We start from the raw sequence: 17,910 nt of genomic DNA, 5'->3' as shown, positions 1-17,910 counted from the left end.
GGCGTGTTCTTATCAGGGCAGGTGACGGGCACGTCGCCCCTGACAATAGGTCAATGGGCGCAAGTCTACAGGGAAGGTGGCAAAAAATATCTTAATGGAAAATATATTCCACATAAAATATTTATAGAATAAATATTGATTGCTGGCGCCGGACGTCCTAGTCTGCATCCACCAAGCGCGTCGCCGCCACGACGGCAGGCGCGGGCAGATAAAAATAACAGGAGCCAGCATGGGCCAGACTCGTTTTGCCAGTGGGCGTCAATTGGATCTGATTTGTCTTGGGCGCCTGGGCGTCGATCTTTATGCGCAGCAAGTCGGGGCGCGGCTGGAAGATGTCGCCAGTTTCGCCAAGTACCTGGGCGGTTCTTCCGCCAATATTGCCTTTGGCACGGCGCGGCTGGGGCTCAAGTCGGCGATGTTGAGCCGGGTCGGGGACGATCACATGGGGCGCTTCCTCGTGGAGTCCCTGGTGCGCGAAGGCTGTGATGTCAGTGGCATCACGCTCGACCCGCAGCGCCTGACCGCCACGGTCCTGCTGGGCCTCAAGGACCGCGAGACCTTCCCCCTGGTGTTCTACCGCGAAAACTGCGCCGATATGGCCTTGCGCGCCGAGGACATCCACGAAAGCTTTATCGCCAGCAGCAAGGCGCTGTTGATCACCGGCACCCATTTTTCGACCGACGGCGTGTACCAGGCCAGCCTCCAGGCCCTGGACTACGCCGAGCGGCACGGCGTCCGGCGCGTGCTGGATATCGACTACCGCCCGGTGCTCTGGGGCCTGGCGGGCAAGGCTGACGGCCAGACCCGTTTTGTTGCCGACCAGAACGTCAGCCAGCACCTGCAAGGCATCCTGCCGCGCTTTGACCTGATTGTCGGCACCGAGGAAGAATTCCTGATTGCCGGTGCCGGCCACGACTTGCTCAGCGCTTTGCGTAACGTGCGCCAACTGACGGCGGCGACCCTGGTGGTCAAGCTCGGCCCGCAAGGCTGCACGGTGATTCACGGGGCGATCCCGGCGCGCCTGGAAGACGGGGCGATTTACCCCGGCGTGCGCGTCGAAGTGCTTAACGTGCTGGGGGCTGGCGATGCGTTTATGGCGGGCTTTCTCAGCGGCTGGCTGAACGACGCCGATGACGCGCGTTGCTGCCAGCTGGCCAATGCCTGCGGCGGGTTGGTGGTGTCACGCCATGCCTGCGCCCCGGCGATGCCGACCCCGGCCGAGCTTGACTACCTGTTCAGCAGCCCGGTGCCGATCACCCGGCCGGACCAGGACCCGGTACTGCAGCGCCTGCATCAGGTCAGTGTGCCGCGCAAGGCCTGGAAGCAACTGTTTGTGTTTGCTTTCGACCATCGCTGGCAATTGGTGGAACTGGCGCACAAAGGCGGCCAGGATCCGGCGCGGATCTGCGCGATCAAGCAATTGTTTATCCAGGCGGTGGAGCGCGTGGAGGGCAAGCTGCGCGAGCAGGGCGTCGAGGCCGATGTGGGCATTCTGGCCGACCAGCGTTTTGGTCAGGATGCGCTGAATGCCGCCACCGGCCGTGGCTGGTGGGTCGCGCGTCCGGTAGAGGTACAGGGCTCGCGGCCGCTGGCGTTCGAGCACGGTCGCTCGATTGGCAGCAACCTGATCGCCTGGCCCCAGGAGCAGATCATCAAGTGTCTGGTGCAGTTTCACCCCGATGACGAGCCGTTGCTGCGCCTGGAACAGGAGGCGCAGCTCAAGGGCCTGTATCAGGCCGCGCAAACCAGCGGCCATGAACTGCTGCTGGAAGTGGTGCCGCCCAAGGATCACCCCTCGACCTACCCGGATGTGCTCTATCGCAGCCTCAAGCGCCTGTACAACCTGGGCATCTACCCGGCGTGGTGGAAGATCGAAGCGCAGAGTGCCGAGCAGTGGCAACAGCTCGATGAGCTGATCGAGGCGCGCGACCCCTATTGCCGGGGCGTGGTATTGCTGGGCCTGAATGCCTCGGCGCAATCGTTGGCCGAGGGCTTCCAGCAGGCCAGCCGGAGCCGGACCTGCCGCGGGTTTGCCGTGGGCCGGACGATCTTCCAGGAGCCGAGCCGAGCGTGGATGGCGGCGGAAATCGACGACGAAACCCTGATCCAGCAGGTGCAGCAGACCTTCGAGCAACTGATCCAGGCCTGGTGCAGCTCCAGAATTTAAACACGCTCAACTGTAGGAACCGGCAAGCCAGCTCCCACACAAGCAGATTTCAGCAGCCTCAAGGTTAAAACAATAAAAGGTGCAGCCATGCCCGCAATCCGTATTGGCATCAACCCCATCTCCTGGAGTAACGACGACCTGCCGGCCCTGGGCGGCGAAACGCCGTTGAGCACCGCGCTCAGCGAAGGCAAGGCCATCGGCTACGAAGGTTTCGAGCTCAACGGCAAGTTCCCCAAGGACGCCAAGGGCGTGGGCGATGTGTTACGCCCGTACGGCCTGGCATTGGTCTCCGGCTGGTACTCCAGCCGCCTGGCCCGGCGTTCGGTGGCCGAGGAAATCGACGCCATCGCCAGCCATGTGCAACTGCTGCGCGAGAACGGCGCCACGGTGCTGGTCTATGGCGAAGTGGCCGACTCGATCCAGGGCTCGCCGATCCGCCTGATCGAGCGCCCGCGTTTTCACAGTGAACAGGCCTGGCAGGCTTATGCCGACAAACTCACGGAGCTTGCGCGTTTTACCCTGTCCCAGGGCGTGCGCCTGGCCTACCACCACCATATGGGTGCGTACGTCGAGTCCCCGGAGGATATCGACACCCTGATGCGCCTGACCGGCCCGGAGGTCGGCCTGCTGTTTGATTCGGGGCACTGTTATATGGGCGGTGGCGAGCCGGTCGAGGTGTTGCGCAAGCACCTGGGGCGTGTGTGCCATGTGCATTTCAAGGATGTGCGCAAACCGGTGGTGCAACTGGCACGCAACCAGATGTGGAGCTTTCCCGACTGCATCGTCAATGGCACTTTCACCGTGCCGGGCGACGGCGATATCGACTTCGCCCAGTTGCTGGATGTGCTGCTGGGCGCCGGCTACCGTGGCTGGCTGGTGGTGGAGGCCGAGCAGGATCCGGCCGTGGCGCCCAGTTATATCTACGCGAAAAAAGGCTTCGATACCTTGCGCGCCCTGCTGGACGGGAGGGTCGGACAATGAGCCTTTTGGTCAAAAGCACGCCCCGTGGGCAAACCATGGTCGCGCTGCCAGTAGGCGGCCTGGAATACGTGGGGTTTAGCGCTTACCGCCTGAACCTGGGGCAAACGCTGCCGGTCAGTGCCGGCGACCAGGAGCTGTGCCTGGTGCTGCTCAGTGGCCGGGTCTCGATCGAGGGCGAAGGGTTCAGGTGGCAGAACCTGGGTGATCGCCAATCGGTATTTGAAGACAAATCGCCGTTCGCCGCCTACCTGCCACCGGGCACGCTTGCCCAGGTGACCGCCCTGGGCGATGTGCAGATCGCCGTCTGCGCCGCGCCGGGCTCTACTGCCGCCGGCCTTGCACCGCGACTGATCCGCCCCGAGCACTGCAAGCGCAGCGTACGTGGCAAGGGCGCCAACACCCGCTATGTGTGCGACATCCTGCCCGACAGCGAGCCGGCCCATTCGCTGCTGGTGGTGGAAGTGCGCACGCCGTCCGGGCATTCGTCCAGCTACCCCCCGCACAAGCACGACACCGATGACCTGCCGCACCAGAGCTTTCTTGAAGAAACCTACTACCACCAAGTCAACCCGCCCCAGGGTTTTGTGTTCCAGCGGGTGTACACCGACGACCGCAGCATCGACCAGGCCATGGCCGTGGAAAACCACGACCTGGTGGTGGTGCCCAAGGGTTATCACCCGGTCAGCGTGCCGTATGGCTACGAGTCGTATTACCTGAATGTGATGGCCGGCCCCAAGCGCGCCTGGCACTTTCACAACGACCCGCAGCACAGTTGGCTGCTGGACCTTTAACCCGTAGGCGCCGAGGGGACCCAATATGACCACCACCCGATTGACCATGGCCCAGGCCCTGGTGAAGTTCCTGGATAACCAGTACATCGAAGTCGATGGCGTGCAGAGCAAGTTTGTCGCCGGGGTCTTCACCATTTTCGGCCACGGTAATGTGCTGGGCCTGGGCCAGGCCCTGGAGCAAGACAGTGGCGAGTTGGTGGTGCACCAGGGCCGCAACGAGCAGGGCATGGCCCATGCCGCGATTGGGTTTGCCAAGCAGCACCTGCGGCGCAAGGTCTACGCTTGTACCGCGTCGGTCGGCCCGGGGGCGGCGAATATGCTGACCGCCGCCGCGACCGCCACGGCCAACCGCATCCCGCTGTTACTGCTGCCCGGCGATGTGTATGCCAGTCGCCAGCCGGACCCGGTGTTGCAGCAGATCGAGCAATTCCATGACTTGAGCCTCAGCACCAACGACGCGTTCCGCGCCGTGAGCAAATACTGGGACCGCATCAACCGCCCCGAACAGTTGATGAGTGCGGCGATCCACGCCATGCGCGTGTTGACCGACCCGGCCGAAACCGGCGCCGTGACCCTGGCCTTGCCCCAGGATGTGCAGGCCGAGGCCTGGGACTACCCCGATGACTTCCTGCAAAAACGCGTGCACCGCCTGGACCGGCGCCCGGCCACCGAAGCGATGCTGCGCGACGCTGTCACGCTGCTCAAATCCAAGGGCAAGCCACTGATTATCTGCGGTGGCGGGGTCAAGTACGCCGGCGCGAATGCCGCGCTACAGGCCTTTGCCGAGCGTTTTCAGATCCCCTTTGCCGAAACCCAGGCCGGCAAGAGCGCCATTGTCTCCAGCCACCCGCTGAATGTCGGCGGCATCGGCGAAACCGGTTGCCTGGCCGCCAACCTGCTGGCCCGGGACGCCGACCTGATCATCGGCATCGGCACGCGCTATACCGACTTCACCACCTCGTCGAAGTCGCTGTTCCAGCATCCCGAGGTGCAGTTTCTCAACCTCAATATCAGCCCCGGCGATGTGCTGAAACTCGACGGGGTACAGGTGTTGGCAGATGCCCGGGACGGGTTGCTGGCCTTGGCCGACGCACTGGGCGATTACGCCACGCAATGGGGCGAGCAGCCACGCCAGGCCCGCGCGCAGGGCGATGCTGAGGTGGAGCGGGTCTATCAGGCGCGCTACACCGACGCCGACTTCAGCCCCGAGATCAACGACCATATGGACCCGGCGGTACTGCGCGAGTTTATCGAACTGACCGGCTCCTGCCTGACCCAAAGCCAGGTCCTGGGGGTGCTCAACCAGACCCTGGCCGACGACGCGGTGATTGTCGCCGCCGCCGGCAGCCTGCCCGGTGATTTGCAGCGGGCCTGGCGCAGCAAGGGGGTCAATACCTACCACGTCGAGTACGGCTATTCGTGCATGGGCTACGAGATCAACGCGGCCCTGGGCGTGAAGCTGGCCGAGCCTGCGCGCGAGGTCTACGCCCTGGTCGGCGATGGCTCCTACATGATGCTGCATTCGGAGCTGGCCACCTCGATCCAGGAGCGGCGCAAGATCAATGTGCTGCTGCTGGACAACATGGCCTTTGGTTGCATCAACAACCTGCAGATGGGCCATGGCATGGACAGCTTCGGCACCGAATTCCGTTTCCGCAACCCTGACAGCGGCAAGCTCGATGGCGGCCTGGTGCCGGTGGATTTCGCCATGAGCGCGGCGGCCTATGGTTGCAAGACCTACAAGGTCACCACGCTGGAACACCTGCACGCCGCGTTGGCCGATGCCCGCACGCAAAGCGTGTCGACGCTGATCGATATCAAGGTGCTGCCCAAGACCATGATCCACGGCTACTTGTCGTGGTGGCGGGTTGGCGTGGCCCAGGTGTCCACCAGCGCACGTACCAATGCCTGTGCCAGGCAACTCAATGAACGCCTGGCCAAGGCCCGGCAGTACTGATAACAAGAGAAAGGAGTGTTGCCATGTCTTTGAAGCTGGGTGTGATCGGTACGGGCGCCATCGGCCGGGACCATATCCGCCGGTGCAGCCAGACCTTGCTCAACAGCCAGGTGGTGGCGGTTACCGATATCAACCTTGAACAGGCGGCCCAGGTGGTGGCTGACCTGCAACTGAGCGCCGAGGTGTACGCCGATGGCCATGCCTTGATCCAGTCGGCGCAGGTCGAGGCGGTGCTGGTCACCTCCTGGGGGCCGAGCCATGAGGAATTTGTGCTGGCGGCTATCGCGGCCGGTAAACCGGTGTTCTGTGAAAAACCCCTGGCCGTCACCGCCGAGGGCTGTCGCAAGATCGTCGAGGCGGAAGTGGCCCACGGCAAACGCCTGGTCCAGGTCGGTTTTATGCGCCCGTATGACCAGGGCTACCAAGCCCTCAAGGCGGTGCTCGACAGCGGCCAGATCGGCGAACCGTTGATGCTGCATTGCGCCCACCGCAACCCGAGCGTGGGTGAGAACTACAACACCAGCATGGCCATCACCGACACTTTGATCCACGAGCTGGACGTGTTGCGCTGGCTGCTGGCCGATGACTATGTGTCGGTGCAGGTGGTGTTCCCGCGTAAAACCAGCAAGGCCCTGAGCCATTTGCGCGACCCGCAGATCGTGCTGCTGGAAACCGCCAGGGGCACGAGGATTGATGTGGAAGTGTTTGTGAACTGCCAGTACGGCTACGACATCCAGTGCGAGGTGGTGGGGGAGACCGGCATTGCCAAATTGCCAGAGCCGTCCCAGGTGCAATTGCGCAGCGGCGCCAAGCTGTCGAATGCGATTCTGATGGATTGGAAAGACCGCTTTATCGCGGCCTATGACGTCGAGTTGCAGGCCTTTATTGATGGCGTGCGGGCCGGCCAGGTAGGTGGGCCTTCGGCGTGGGATGGCTTTGCCGCTGCGGTGGCGGCGGACGCGTGTATCGAGGCCCAGGGCAGTGGGCAGATCGTTGCGGTCAGCCTGCCGCAGCGCCCGGCATTCTACGGCTAGTGCGGTCAGTGTAGGCGCTGGCTTGCCTGCGATAGCGGTGGATCAGCAACAGATGTAGGGCCTGAAACACCGCTATCGCAGGCACGCCAGCTCCCACATTTTTTGACTGGGTTTCCATTCCAAGAAGGAGTTGGTTCATGCGAATCGGACTGGTTGGATACGGCCATGGCGGCCGTTTTTTTCATGCCCCGCTGATCGCCACATTGCCCGGGGCGACGTTTGTCGGCGTGGTGACCCGCTCCCCCGAGCGCCGCCAGCAACTGGCGACGGAGCATCCCGGGGTGCCTGCCTTCGACAGCATTGCGCAGATCGTCGAAGCCGGGGTGGAGGTGCTGGTGATTTCCACCACCCTCAAAGGGCGCCCGGCCCTGGTGCTGGAGGCCATTGAGTACGGTGTGGCGGTGGTCAGCGACAAACCCTTCGCCAGCAATGCCGAGCAGGCCCTGGCGCTGATTAGCGCCGCCGAACGCGAGGGGGTAGCACTCAGCGTCTACCAGAACCGGCGCTGGGACTCGGACTACCTGACCCTGCGCAAGCTGATCGACGCCGGCGCCCTGGGCAGCATCACCCGCTTTGAGTCCCGGGTGGAGCGCTACAGCCCACAGGCCCTGGGCAACGCCAGCGGTGGCGGGTTCCTGCGTGACCTGGGCAGCCACCTGGTGGACCAGGCCCTGCAGCTGTTTGGTCCGGTGGAGTGGGTGTATGCGCAATTGCAGTACAGCGCCGAGCACCCCACCCTCGATCATGGCTTTTTTGTCAGCCTGACCCACGCCAACGGGGTGATTTCCCACCTGTGGGGCAGCGCCCTGCAAAACTGCCAAGGCCCGCGTTTTCGGGTCAATGGCACGGCGGGCTGCTACACCGTCGACGGCCTGGACGGCCAGGAGCAAGCGCTGCTGGCCGGCAAAAGTCCGAAGACCGAAGGCGAGCACTGGGGCGCCGAAGAACATCGACGCTGGGGCTGGTTCGAGCAAGGTGCGGAACGCGAGCGTATCCCCTCGGAAAAGGGCGCCTGGAACCAGTTCTATCGCCAGTTGCAAAGTGCAATCCAGGGCCAGGGCGCGCTGCCGGTGCAGGCCATGGATGCTTGGGAAACCACGCGCGTGCTGGATGCCGCCAGGCTCAGCGCCGAGCGTCGGCAAGTGGTGGAGATGGTGACGGTGGAGGGCGGAGAATGGAAATAGAATAAAATTCTAAAATGAGTTGATATGGAAATTATTTTCCAATAAAGTCATTTCCAGGTTGCCGAAAGTCCATCTCGACCTTCCTTTATAAGGGGGCCGGGGGACTCAACAAAAACAAGATAAAACAACCAGGTACCGTCAGATGAAAATCTTCAGCGCTGTACTGCGAGTGTTACGTTCTGCCTTCCTGCCCCGCGCACGGCCCTTCTATTTCTCTTTTCTCAATGTCCTTTGCGTGGAAAGCAAGGGTGCCCTGGTGTGCTGCATTCCGGGAGCGCCGGTGGTCCGGCTGCCTGCCGCAGCCCCCTCGCTCTGATAAACGCTACGTCCAGAAAACCAACAAGAAAGTGGAGACAGACCGTTCATGAAGACCCAGATCCGTTTCGCCTCGCTGGCCTTGTCGATGATGCTCGGCAGTGGCGTGGCTTCAGCCGCCGATATCAAGATTGGCGTCAGCATGTCGCAGTTCGACGACACCTTCCTCACCTACCTGCGTGAGGATATGGACAAGCAAGCCAAGTCCTACCCCAAGGGCGATGCTGTGCAACTGCAATTCGAGGACGCCCGTGCCGACGTGGTCAAGCAACTGAGCCAGGTCGAGAACTTTATCAGCCAGAAAGTCGATGCCATGGTGGTCAACCCGGTGGATACGGCCTCCACCGCGCGCATCACTAAAGCGGCGGTGGCGGCGGGTATCCCGCTGGTCTACGTCAACCGTCGTCCGGATCAGGCCGACTTGCCCAAAGGGGTGGTGACGGTGACGTCCAATGACGTCGAGGCCGGCAGACTGCAAATGCAGTACGTGGCCGAGAAGCTGGGCGGCAAAGGCAAAATCGTGATTCTGCTGGGTGACCTGGCCAACAACTCGACGACCAATCGCACCAAGGGCGTCAAGGAGATCCTCGACAAATACCCGGACATCAAGATTGAACAGGAACAGACCGGGATCTGGCTGCGGGACAAGGGCATGACCCTGGTGAACGATTGGCTGACCCAGGGCCGCGAGTTCAATGCGGTCGTGGCCAACAACGACGAAATGGCAATTGGCGCCGCCATGGCCTTGAAAACCGCAGGGGTGAAACCCGGCAGCGTGTTGATTGGCGGCGTCGATGGCACACCCGACGGGTTGAATGCGATCACCAAGGGCGAGATGGCGCTCTCGGTGTTCCAGGATGCCAAGGGGCAGGCGATCGGTTCGGTGGAGGCGGCCGTGAAAATGGCCAGGGGCGAGGCGGTCGAGCAAAACGTCGTGGTGCCTTTCCAACTGATCACCCCGGACAACGTCGCGTCATTCAAGTAGCGTTCAATCACAACAATAAGCGGGCAGGGCGGCCACAGCCGCCCTGCCGATGGAGCCCCGATATGCTTGCTCAAGCGACTGCTGCGCAGCCCGCAGGTGTAGAACAACCCTACCTGTTGGAAATCGCCCATATCAGCAAAGGCTTTCCCGGCGTCGTGGCCCTGGCCGATGTGCAACTGCGGGTGCGCCCCGGCTCGGTCCTGGCACTGATGGGAGAGAACGGCGCCGGCAAGTCGACGCTGATGAAAATCATCGCCGGCATCTACCAGCCCGACGCCGGGGAAATCCGCCTGCGGGGCAAGCCGGTGGTGTTTGACACGCCTCTGGCGGCTTTGCAGGCGGGCATCGCGATGATCCACCAGGAGCTCAACCTGATGCCCCATATGAGCATCGCCGAGAACATCTGGATCGGCCGCGAACAGCTCAACGGCCTGCGCCTAGTCAATCACCGCGCCATGCATCGCCGCACTGCCGAGTTGCTGGCGCGCCTGCGGATCAACCTGGACCCAGAGGAGCAGGTCGGCAACCTGAGCATTGCCGAGCGGCAGATGGTGGAGATTGCCAAGGCGGTGTCCTACGACTCGGACATCCTGATCATGGATGAGCCGACGTCGGCGATTACCGACAAGGAAGTGGCCCACCTGTTTTCGATCATTGCCGACCTCAAGGCCCAGGGCAAAGGCATCATCTATATCACCCACAAAATGAATGAAGTGTTCGCCATCGCCGATGAAGTGGCAGTGTTTCGCGATGGCGCCTACATCGGTCTGCAACGGGCCGACAGCATGGACAGCGACAGCCTGATCTCGATGATGGTCGGGCGCGAATTGAGCCAGTTGTTCCCGGTGCGCGAGACGCCCATCGGCGAGTTGTTGCTGTCGGTGCGCGACCTGCGCCTGGACGGAGTGTTCCAGGGCGTGTCCTTTGATCTGCATGCCGGCGAAATCCTCGGTATTGCCGGGCTGATGGGCTCGGGCCGCACCAACGTGGCGGAAACGCTCTTCGGCATTACCCCCAGCGACGGCGGCGAGATCCGTCTCGACGGCCAGGCGTTGCGTATCAGCGACCCGCATATGGCCATCCAGCAGGGGTTTGCACTGTTGACCGAGGACCGCAAGCTCAGTGGCCTGTTCCCGTGCCTGTCGGTCCTGGAAAACATGGAAATGGCCGTGCTGCCCCATTACTCGGGCAATGGCTTTATCCAGCAAAAAGCCCTGCGCGCCTTGTGCGAAGACATGTGCAAGAAACTGCGGGTGAAAACCCCCTCCCTTGAGCAGTGCATCGACACCCTGTCTGGTGGCAATCAGCAGAAGGCCCTGCTGGCACGTTGGCTGATGACCAATCCACGGCTGTTGATCCTTGACGAACCGACCCGTGGTATCGACGTCGGCGCCAAGGCCGAGATCTACCGCTTGATTGCCTTCCTGGCCAGTGAAGGCATGGCGGTGATCATGATTTCTTCGGAACTGCCGGAGGTGCTGGGTATGAGCGACCGGGTGATGGTCATGCACGAAGGCGATTTGATGGGCACCCTGGATCGGGCCGAGGCCACCCAGGAAAAAGTCATGCAGTTGGCTTCCGGTATGACGGCAGTCCACTAACGAATAAAAAGGTGACGGGCAATGAACGCAATACTGGAAAGCAAACCCGAGGAAAAGAAGCCCGCCGCGGCACCGGTCAAGAGCCGGCGGCGGTTCCCTACCGAACTGAGCATTTTCCTGGTGCTGATCGGTATCGGCCTGGTGTTCGAACTGTTTGGCTGGATCGTACGGGACCAGAGCTTTTTGATGAACTCCCAGCGCCTGGTGCTGATGATCCTGCAAGTGTCGATCATCGGTTTGCTGGCGATTGGCGTGACCCAGGTGATCATCACCACGGGGATCGACCTGTCCTCGGGCTCGGTGCTGGCGTTGTCGGCGATGATCGCCGCGAGTCTGGCGCAGACCTCGGACTTTTCCCGGGCGGTGTTTCCATCGTTGACGGACTTGCCGGTGTGGATCCCGGTGGTCGCCGGCCTGGGCGTGGGCCTGCTGGCGGGGGCAATCAATGGCAGCATCATCGCCATAACCGGCATCCCGCCGTTTATTGCGACCCTCGGCATGATGGTCTCGGCCCGTGGCCTGGCACGTTATTACACCGAAGGCCAGCCAGTGAGCATGCTCTCGGATTCCTACACGGCCATCGGCCATGGCGCGATGCCGGTGATCATCTTTCTGGTGGTGGCGGTGATTTTCCACATTGCCCTGCGCTACACCAAGTACGGCAAGTACACCTACGCCATCGGCGGCAACATGCAGGCGGCGCGCACCTCGGGGATCAACGTCAAGCGCCACCTGATCATCGTCTACAGCATCGCCGGGCTGCTGGCCGGGCTGGCCGGTGTGGTTGCCTCGGCACGGGCGGCTACCGGGCAGGCGGGGGTGGGCATGTCTTATGAGCTGGACGCGATCGCGGCTGCGGTCATCGGCGGCACCAGCCTGGCGGGCGGGGTGGGGCGTATCACCGGCACGGTGATTGGCGCGCTGATCCTCGGGGTGATGGCCAGTGGGTTTACCTTTGTCGGGGTGGATGCCTATATCCAGGACATCATCAAGGGCCTGATCATTGTGGTGGCGGTGGTGATCGACCAGTATCGCAACAAGCGCAAACTCAAGCGCTGAGCGAGATTTGAATCAAAAAGTGGGGCTTGTTTGTGTGGGAGCGGGCTTGCCCGCGATAGCGATGGGTCAGTCAAATTTCTATCAACTGACCCTCCGCTATCGCGGGCAAGCCCGCTTCCACATAACCGTTTGTCTTCTATATAGCTCCACGACACTGAATTTCTTGCTATAAACGCACTCCGATAACCGCCTGCCAAGCCCGTCCTGGTGCCTTTTAGGGGAATGTCGGACAAATTGCCTGTCATTTCAGTTGCTGCGCCCTCAAGTCGGCCGTAGACTGCCGCCCCTCGTAAATTGAGTGCCGGGTGGCGCTTGGAATGGACGGCGTCTTTCCCCGACCTCCAGAGGTTGGCCGGAACGCTCCCTTATTCGCCTTAATGCACGTATTTTTTATAGAGAAATCAATGACAAAGGAAAAGTTGCTGGCCATGCCGGCGGATGACTACATGAATGCCGAGCAGCACGCTTTTTTCGAGAAGTTGTTGCAAGACATGAAAGTCGAGCACCACGAGCGCATTGAGCAAAACCGCATCGCCATTGAAAGCCTGGACACCCCGGCTGACCCGGCTGACGCCGCCTCGGTTGAAGAAGAGCGCACCTGGTTGGTCAACGCCATCGACCGCGACCAGCGCATGCTGCCGCAACTTGAACAGGCCCTGGGCCGTATCAAGGAAGATTCCTTTGGCTGGTGTGACGACAGCGGCGAGCCTATCGGCCTCAAGCGCCTGCTGATCAGCCCGACCACCAAGTACTGCATCGAAGCGCAAGAGCGCCACGAGCAAATCGACAAGCATCAGCGCCAGGCCTGATCTGTTTGATGTTGTAGGCGCCGGCGAGCCGGCCCCTACAGATCCCCGCGTGTCATCCCCCCGTCTATTGATCTGCTGCAAGCCCTAACACCAAAGGCCCATAGATAATGGCCAGATAGTGGCGTTTAATGCAGACACAATAATGACAAGCAGTGGGGTGACAAACATGGCCGGGGATGGATCTCTGATGGGCGCCGTCGTGGTGCCGCACGCGGTGAACCGCCGGCTGCCTGGCTGGGTGACTCCGCTGCTGCAAAGCATCGCCCTGGTGCTGATACTGTCGGGCCTGGCGTTCGCCAACCTGTCGATCTACCTCTGCCTGCCCGTGGCCCTGTTGCTGATCTGGCTGCCGTGCCTGAAAAGGCCGGCCCGCAGCCCAGCGCCTGATGTTGGCGAGGATGCCATTGGCGCGTTGACTCGCGATCTGTCCTACACCACCAGCCATAATGCGCTGTCGGCCGCTGGCGTGGCCTATTCGGTCAAGCAACTGGCCGCCAGGTTGCAATCGCAATTGAGCGCGGCCCAGCAGATCGTCAGCAGTGCCGAAGTGATGATTGGCACCGAGCAAGTCACTTCCCAGCTCAGCCGCGAGGCCCTGGGGGCGGCCGGCCAGGCCCATCAGCGCAGCACCGAAGGGCGTGCGGTGCTGGGGGAATCCATCAGCCGCATGCATCAGCTCAGCCAGCGTGCCAGCGACAGCCGGCAATTGATCGAGGCCCTGAGTCAGCGCAGCGAAGAAATCCAGCGGGTGACCCTGGTGATTCAGTCGATTGCCAGCCAGACCAATCTGTTGGCCTTGAATGCCGCCATTGAAGCCGCCCGCGCCGGTGAGCATGGGCGTGGGTTTGCCGTGGTGGCCGACGAAGTGCGCGGCCTGGCGGGCCGTACGGCGACCGCCACCGATGAAGTGGGGGTGATGGTCGCGGATATCCAGCAGCGTACCGCCCAGGTGGTGGAGCAAATCCGCCAACTGTCCGTGGATTTGCAGGCCGGCGTCGAGCAAGTGGAGCATGCCGGCGAGCAACTGGAGAGCATTGCCACGTTGGCGGCGGGTGTGGAGGGCCAGGTCAGCGAGATTGCCCAGGGCACCGAGACCAACCGTGCGCAACTCGACAGCCTGTTCCATGCCGTGGAGCAGATGCGCAGCGACTTGACCGTCAGCGACCAACAGACCCAGCAATTGGCCCAGGCCGCCGTGCAAATGGAAGGGCAGGCCGAAACCATCAGCGAGCGCCTGGCCGAAGTCGGTCTGGATGATTATCACCAGCGTATCTACGACCTCGCCCGCGAAGGCGCCAGCCAGATCGCCGCGCAGTTCGAGGCGGATATCCAACAGAACCGCATCAGCCTCGATGACCTGTTCAATCGCAGCTACACGCCGATAGCCAACAGCCACCCGACCAAATATCACAGCCGCTTCGACGGCTACACCGATCAGGTCTTGCCCGCTATCCAGGAAGCCTTGCTGCCCCGTCATGAAGGGCTGGTGTTCGCGATTGCCTGCACACCACAGGGCTATGTGCCGACGCACAACAAGGCGTTTTCCCAGGCACTGACCGGGGATGCCCAGGTTGATGCCGTGAACAATCGCACCAAGCGCAAGTTTGAAGACCGCACCGGGATCCGCTGTGGCAGCCACCAGCAGGCTGTGTTGTTGCAAACCTATACCCGCGACACCGGGGAGTTGATGCACGATCTGTCCGTGCCGATCATGGTCAACGGCCGGCATTGGGGCGGTTTGCGCCTGGGCTATAAGCCTGAAGGGCAGGCTGGGGCGCGCTAGACCCTGGCCAGGATTGTTGCGTGTTATGCAAGGAAGCTTTTACGCCGGTCGCTTTTTCCGGTGAAAGGAACCGCTTAAGATGCGGCATATCGTTAGCTGGCTAGCTAATCTGGCGGAGAGCTTCCATGCAAAACAAAGTCGATGTGGCGGTGATGATTGGCAGTGGGGTGCCACAGACCCTGCGTGCGCTGGGCCTGCGCGCCTGTTGGGTGGTGTTGCTCAACGGGGAACAGCGCGGCACGGCCTTCGCCAGTCGCGACGAAGCCCAGGAGTGCCGCGCCGCCTGGCAGGCCCTGATGGACCTCGAGCAATCAGACCGCCTGCACTGAGGGCCGGTCAGGCGCTCTGATGCAGACGCTGGTTCAGCTCATCCACGGCAATCGCCCAGTCCGCATCTTCGCGTAGCTCTTCCTTGAGGAACTGCGCCTGTTGTGGGGTCCAGAAAGGCGCGTCGATCAGCTTCACATCCTCTGGCAGGGGGTGTTCACCGATAAATTTGTCAATGGCTGCAGGCGAGGCTTCCAGGCCCAATTGTTCGAACAGGTCGTGTAGGGTGTGCGTTGGCGCGTCCATTTCATTCTCCAAAAGAGTGAGCTTCTACTCGTATGGGAGGTGTGCCAGCGCGCATAGTTCGATTTGGCTGTAGCCGCTCCTCAACGGGCAGGGGGGCAGAGGAGGGCTTCCAATTCCTTGGCCAGGGCGCAGGCCTTGTTGTGATCACTGCGAAAGCCTTTGATCCGGCCGCTGGGCACTTCCAGGATATGGAAAAAATTCCTTCCCGCGGGGACGACGCGGTACAAGGCGAAATCTGCGCACACGCCATTGGCATACACGCTGTAGAATAGCGCGCTATCCTTGCGTGATAAGGCACCGGAAGTCTGTGTCGGTTGGCGTTGAACTCGTTGCATGACCAGCTCCTTTCGATCTATTGACCTGCTTGCAGCATTTCGGGTGGTTTTGAGCTGTGTTGCTGTTCTAATATTGTTGTCGGCAGCTCACGTTCGGTTCCATCCAACGTTTTTCCTTGGTTTTTGGCTGTCGGAAAACCACCCTTTCAAGTGGGGTATTCTCTGAAGTGGGGCGTCCAGTATTCTCTGGCCGATAAACCTGTGATTTCCTGCAAAGCCTGACGACCTTGTACAAGGACTGTCATGCCCGGCTGCACGAGTCTGGCGGGAATCAACTTCAGTATGTTTTTTCAATGTGTCGAGCCGTATCGGCCTTTTTTGTGCTGCCTGCCTCGGGCGGGTAGCGCTTTTTTAGATGTGGGGGCGTTTCCTTGGCAGTCAGTAATCTGGATATGCACGCATTGTTCGTGCTGGGTGATTTGCGCGCGAAGTTGGTTAAACAATTTCAGTCGCGGTTTGTTTACATCACGGAACAAACCCCTGAAGGCATTTACATTGCCGAAATAGATACTGAAACAGCGCTGGTGGTAGATGACAAGCCTCGACTGGAACTCAAGGTCGGCGATCATTTTCGTGCGGCAGTCCTGCCCAGTCGTGAAGGTGGCAAGTTCGAACTGAAGTTTCGCGACATCAAGTTGACGGTCTATGGCCTGGGCGACTATGCATTTGTGTCCACCGCGCAGGGCGAGGGCATTGTGTTCAAGGAAGGTCACAGCGTAATGCTGGTGTTCGCCGCCAATGAACAATTGCAGGAAGGCCTGAGCAAGACCCTCAAGGCCGTGACCGGCAAAGCCGCCAAGTGGCGCAAAGGTGAGCTGGTGACGTTCAAGGCCAGCGAATAATGAGCGAAGGCCGGGCACAGTTTCACCAGCAACACCTGGCGGATGCCCAAGCCAAGGCTGCTGAACTGTTTGCCCGCAAAGATGATCTGCAAGGTGCCTGGTTGAACTGGGTGGCCAGCCAACTGTATGCCCTGCGGCCTGCCGAGTACGCCAGCATGGTGCGCCGGGAACTACAGCGTTTGCATCAGCAGCTCTGAATATCGGCAACCGTTTGAACCTCTACTACAGTTCAGTGGACTTAATTGTTCAGAGGCTTTCGCGGCGTGACAGCAAAGCCATCCACCCTGGCTATGCATACACGAGGTTCAAAGGCATGAAAGCAATTCGCGCGCTGTTGGCAGCGTCCATTACCACCCTGGGCCTGTCGATGGCGGCCGCACCGGTAGCGGCTGCCCAGGCGCCCATTCACTTTGCCGACCTGAATTGGGAAAGTGGCAGCCTGATCACCGAAGTTCTGCGGTTTATTGTCGAGAAAGGCTACGATTTACCCACCGACACCTTGCCCGGAACCACCATTACCCTGGAAACCGCCCTGGCGAAAAATGATATCCAGGTGATTGGCGAGGAGTGGGCGGGCCGCAGCCCGGTGTGGATCAAGGCGCAAGCCGAAGGCAAGGTGGTTGGCCTGGGAGATACCGTCAAGGGTGCGACCGAAGGCTGGTGGGTGCCGGAATACGTGGTCAAGGGCGACCCGGACAAGGGCATTGCGCCGCTGGCACCTGAGCTGCGTAGCGTAAAGGACCTGGTGCGCTACAAGGACGTGTTCGCGGACCCGGAAGCCCCGGGCAAGGGGCGGTTCCTCAACAGCCCCATCGGCTGGACCTCGGAAGTGGTCAATAAGCAAAAACTCAAGGCTTACGGCCTGGACGCCAGCTACGTCAACTTTCGCAGCGGTTCAGGCGCGGCGCTGGATGCCGAGATTGCCTCGTCGATCCGCCGTGGCAAGCCGATCCTGTTCTACTACTGGTCGCCAACCCCCTTGATGGGGCGTTACAAGTTGGTCCAGCTGGAGGAGCCGGCGTTCGACGCCGAGGCCTGGAAGACCCTGACCGATGCCGACAATCCCAACCCCAAGCCCACGCGTTCGTTGGCGTCCAAGCTGAGCATTGGCGTGTCCACGCCGTTCCAGCAGCAGTATCCGCAGATTGCGCAGTTCTTTGAAAAAGTCGACTTTCCGATTGGCCCGCTCAATCAGGCCCTGGCGACGATGAGCGAGAAACACACTCCGCCCCGTGAAGTGGCGCAGGCGTTTCTCAAGGATCACCCGCAGGTGTGGAAGGCCTGGTTGACGGAGGAAGTGGCTGCAAAGGTCGAGGCCAGCCTCAAATAACCTTTCATATGAGGATCAAACTGTGGGCGCGGGCTTGTGTGGGAGATTCTATGGTTTTGGGGAAGCCCCCAAAACCGCTTTTGACTGGTATTCGCTCAGGTTTTTCATGAGCGAAAAGGCGATGCGCGCCAGCTTGCGGCCAATGATGACCAGGGCTTGAGTCG

17 protein-coding genes and 1 pseudogene are annotated in these 17,910 nt (G+C 61.2%); 15 read left to right on the top strand and 3 right to left on the bottom strand.

Translation table 11 applies throughout. From position 1 onward, the window contains the following. Positions 1-229 precede the first annotated feature (229 nt). The 12 genes from BLL38_RS21750 to BLL38_RS21695 all read left to right on the top strand — a co-directional run bounded on the left by BLL38_RS21750 (position 230) and on the right by BLL38_RS21695 (position 14,995). Entirely contained in the window at positions 230-2,167 is a 1,938-nt protein-coding gene (locus tag BLL38_RS21750; protein ID WP_076964292.1) for a bifunctional 5-dehydro-2-deoxygluconokinase/5-dehydro-2-deoxyphosphogluconate aldolase, read from the top strand. A gap of 87 nt (positions 2,168-2,254) precedes the next feature. After that, the gene (iolE, locus tag BLL38_RS21745; protein WP_076964291.1) at positions 2,255-3,148 is read left to right on the top strand and encodes a myo-inosose-2 dehydratase; all 894 of its coding nucleotides are present in this window, start codon (positions 2,255-2,257) and stop codon (positions 3,146-3,148) included. After that, positions 3,145-3,939: a 5-deoxy-glucuronate isomerase gene (gene iolB / locus BLL38_RS21740; RefSeq protein ID WP_076964290.1), complete on the top strand. Its 795-nt coding sequence runs from the start codon at positions 3,145-3,147 to the stop codon at positions 3,937-3,939. Before iolE ends, iolB begins: the two co-directional genes overlap by 4 nt. A 25-nt stretch (positions 3,940-3,964) precedes the next feature. Continuing rightward, positions 3,965-5,896 carry a 3D-(3,5/4)-trihydroxycyclohexane-1,2-dione acylhydrolase (decyclizing) gene (gene iolD / locus BLL38_RS21735; RefSeq protein WP_076964289.1) on the top strand — a complete coding sequence of 644 codons (1,932 nt, stop codon included), beginning with the start codon at positions 3,965-3,967 and terminating at the stop codon, positions 5,894-5,896. A 23-nt stretch (positions 5,897-5,919) separates the two neighbouring features. Then, on the top strand, positions 5,920-6,930 hold the full coding sequence (iolG, locus tag BLL38_RS21730; RefSeq protein ID WP_076964288.1) for a bifunctional inositol 2-dehydrogenase/D-chiro-inositol 1-dehydrogenase: 1,011 nt from the start codon (positions 5,920-5,922) through the stop codon (positions 6,928-6,930). Positions 6,931-7,067: 137 nt separating this feature from the next. Then, positions 7,068-8,114, top strand: a complete 1,047-nt coding sequence (locus BLL38_RS21725) for a Gfo/Idh/MocA family protein (protein ID WP_076964287.1) — start codon at positions 7,068-7,070, stop codon at positions 8,112-8,114. A 364-nt stretch (positions 8,115-8,478) separates the two neighbouring features. After that, positions 8,479-9,414: a sugar ABC transporter substrate-binding protein gene (locus tag BLL38_RS21720; RefSeq protein WP_057439065.1), complete on the top strand. Its 936-nt coding sequence runs from the start codon at positions 8,479-8,481 to the stop codon at positions 9,412-9,414. Between the two features lie 62 nt (positions 9,415-9,476). Next, on the top strand, positions 9,477-11,015 hold the full coding sequence (locus BLL38_RS21715; protein WP_057959200.1) for a sugar ABC transporter ATP-binding protein: 1,539 nt from the start codon (positions 9,477-9,479) through the stop codon (positions 11,013-11,015). A 21-nt stretch (positions 11,016-11,036) separates the two neighbouring features. Then, the gene (locus BLL38_RS21710; RefSeq protein WP_076964286.1) at positions 11,037-12,074 is read left to right on the top strand and encodes an ABC transporter permease; all 1,038 of its coding nucleotides are present in this window, start codon (positions 11,037-11,039) and stop codon (positions 12,072-12,074) included. Between the two features lie 404 nt (positions 12,075-12,478). Continuing rightward, entirely contained in the window at positions 12,479-12,883 is a 405-nt protein-coding gene (locus tag BLL38_RS21705) for a TraR/DksA family transcriptional regulator (protein WP_003214706.1), read from the top strand. Positions 12,884-13,025: 142 nt separating this feature from the next. Then, entirely contained in the window at positions 13,026-14,666 is a 1,641-nt protein-coding gene (locus BLL38_RS21700; RefSeq protein WP_423213046.1) for a methyl-accepting chemotaxis protein, read from the top strand. 125 nt (positions 14,667-14,791) lie between these two features. Next, entirely contained in the window at positions 14,792-14,995 is a 204-nt protein-coding gene (locus BLL38_RS21695; protein ID WP_057439061.1) for a hypothetical protein, read from the top strand. 7 nt (positions 14,996-15,002) lie between these two features. Here the strand turns inward: BLL38_RS21695 and BLL38_RS21690 are convergent, their stop codons facing one another. Next, on the bottom strand, positions 15,003-15,239 hold the full coding sequence (locus tag BLL38_RS21690; protein ID WP_057439060.1) for a DUF2789 domain-containing protein: 237 nt from the start codon (positions 15,237-15,239) through the stop codon (positions 15,003-15,005). A gap of 80 nt (positions 15,240-15,319) precedes the next feature. Continuing rightward, on the bottom strand, positions 15,320-15,574 hold the full coding sequence (locus BLL38_RS21685) for a hypothetical protein (RefSeq protein WP_057959202.1): 255 nt from the start codon (positions 15,572-15,574) through the stop codon (positions 15,320-15,322). A gap of 392 nt (positions 15,575-15,966) precedes the next feature. On the opposite strand from BLL38_RS21685, the gene BLL38_RS21680 reads away from it, so the two are divergent. From BLL38_RS21680 to BLL38_RS21670, 3 genes are all read left to right on the top strand, one after another. After that, positions 15,967-16,416, top strand: a complete 450-nt coding sequence (locus BLL38_RS21680; protein WP_057439059.1) for a hypothetical protein — start codon at positions 15,967-15,969, stop codon at positions 16,414-16,416. After that, positions 16,416-16,613, top strand: coding sequence for a hypothetical protein (locus BLL38_RS21675; RefSeq protein WP_057959203.1), 198 nt, complete (start codon positions 16,416-16,418; stop codon positions 16,611-16,613). Before BLL38_RS21680 ends, BLL38_RS21675 begins: the two co-directional genes overlap by 1 nt. A 116-nt stretch (positions 16,614-16,729) precedes the next feature. Beyond that, on the top strand, positions 16,730-17,746 hold the full coding sequence (locus tag BLL38_RS21670) for an ABC transporter substrate-binding protein (protein ID WP_057959204.1): 1,017 nt from the start codon (positions 16,730-16,732) through the stop codon (positions 17,744-17,746). 48 nt (positions 17,747-17,794) lie between these two features. Here the strand turns inward: BLL38_RS21670 and BLL38_RS31990 are convergent. Beyond that, a pseudogene (locus BLL38_RS31990) lies at positions 17,795-17,910 on the bottom strand (IS110 family transposase); the annotation flags it as partial.

This window comes from Pseudomonas gessardii (assembly GCF_001983165.1).
GTDB classification, from domain to species: domain Bacteria; phylum Pseudomonadota; class Gammaproteobacteria; order Pseudomonadales; family Pseudomonadaceae; genus Aquipseudomonas; species Aquipseudomonas gessardii.
The sequence above is the reverse complement of the archived record's forward strand: the minus strand, read 5'-3'. Positions and strand labels throughout refer to the sequence as shown.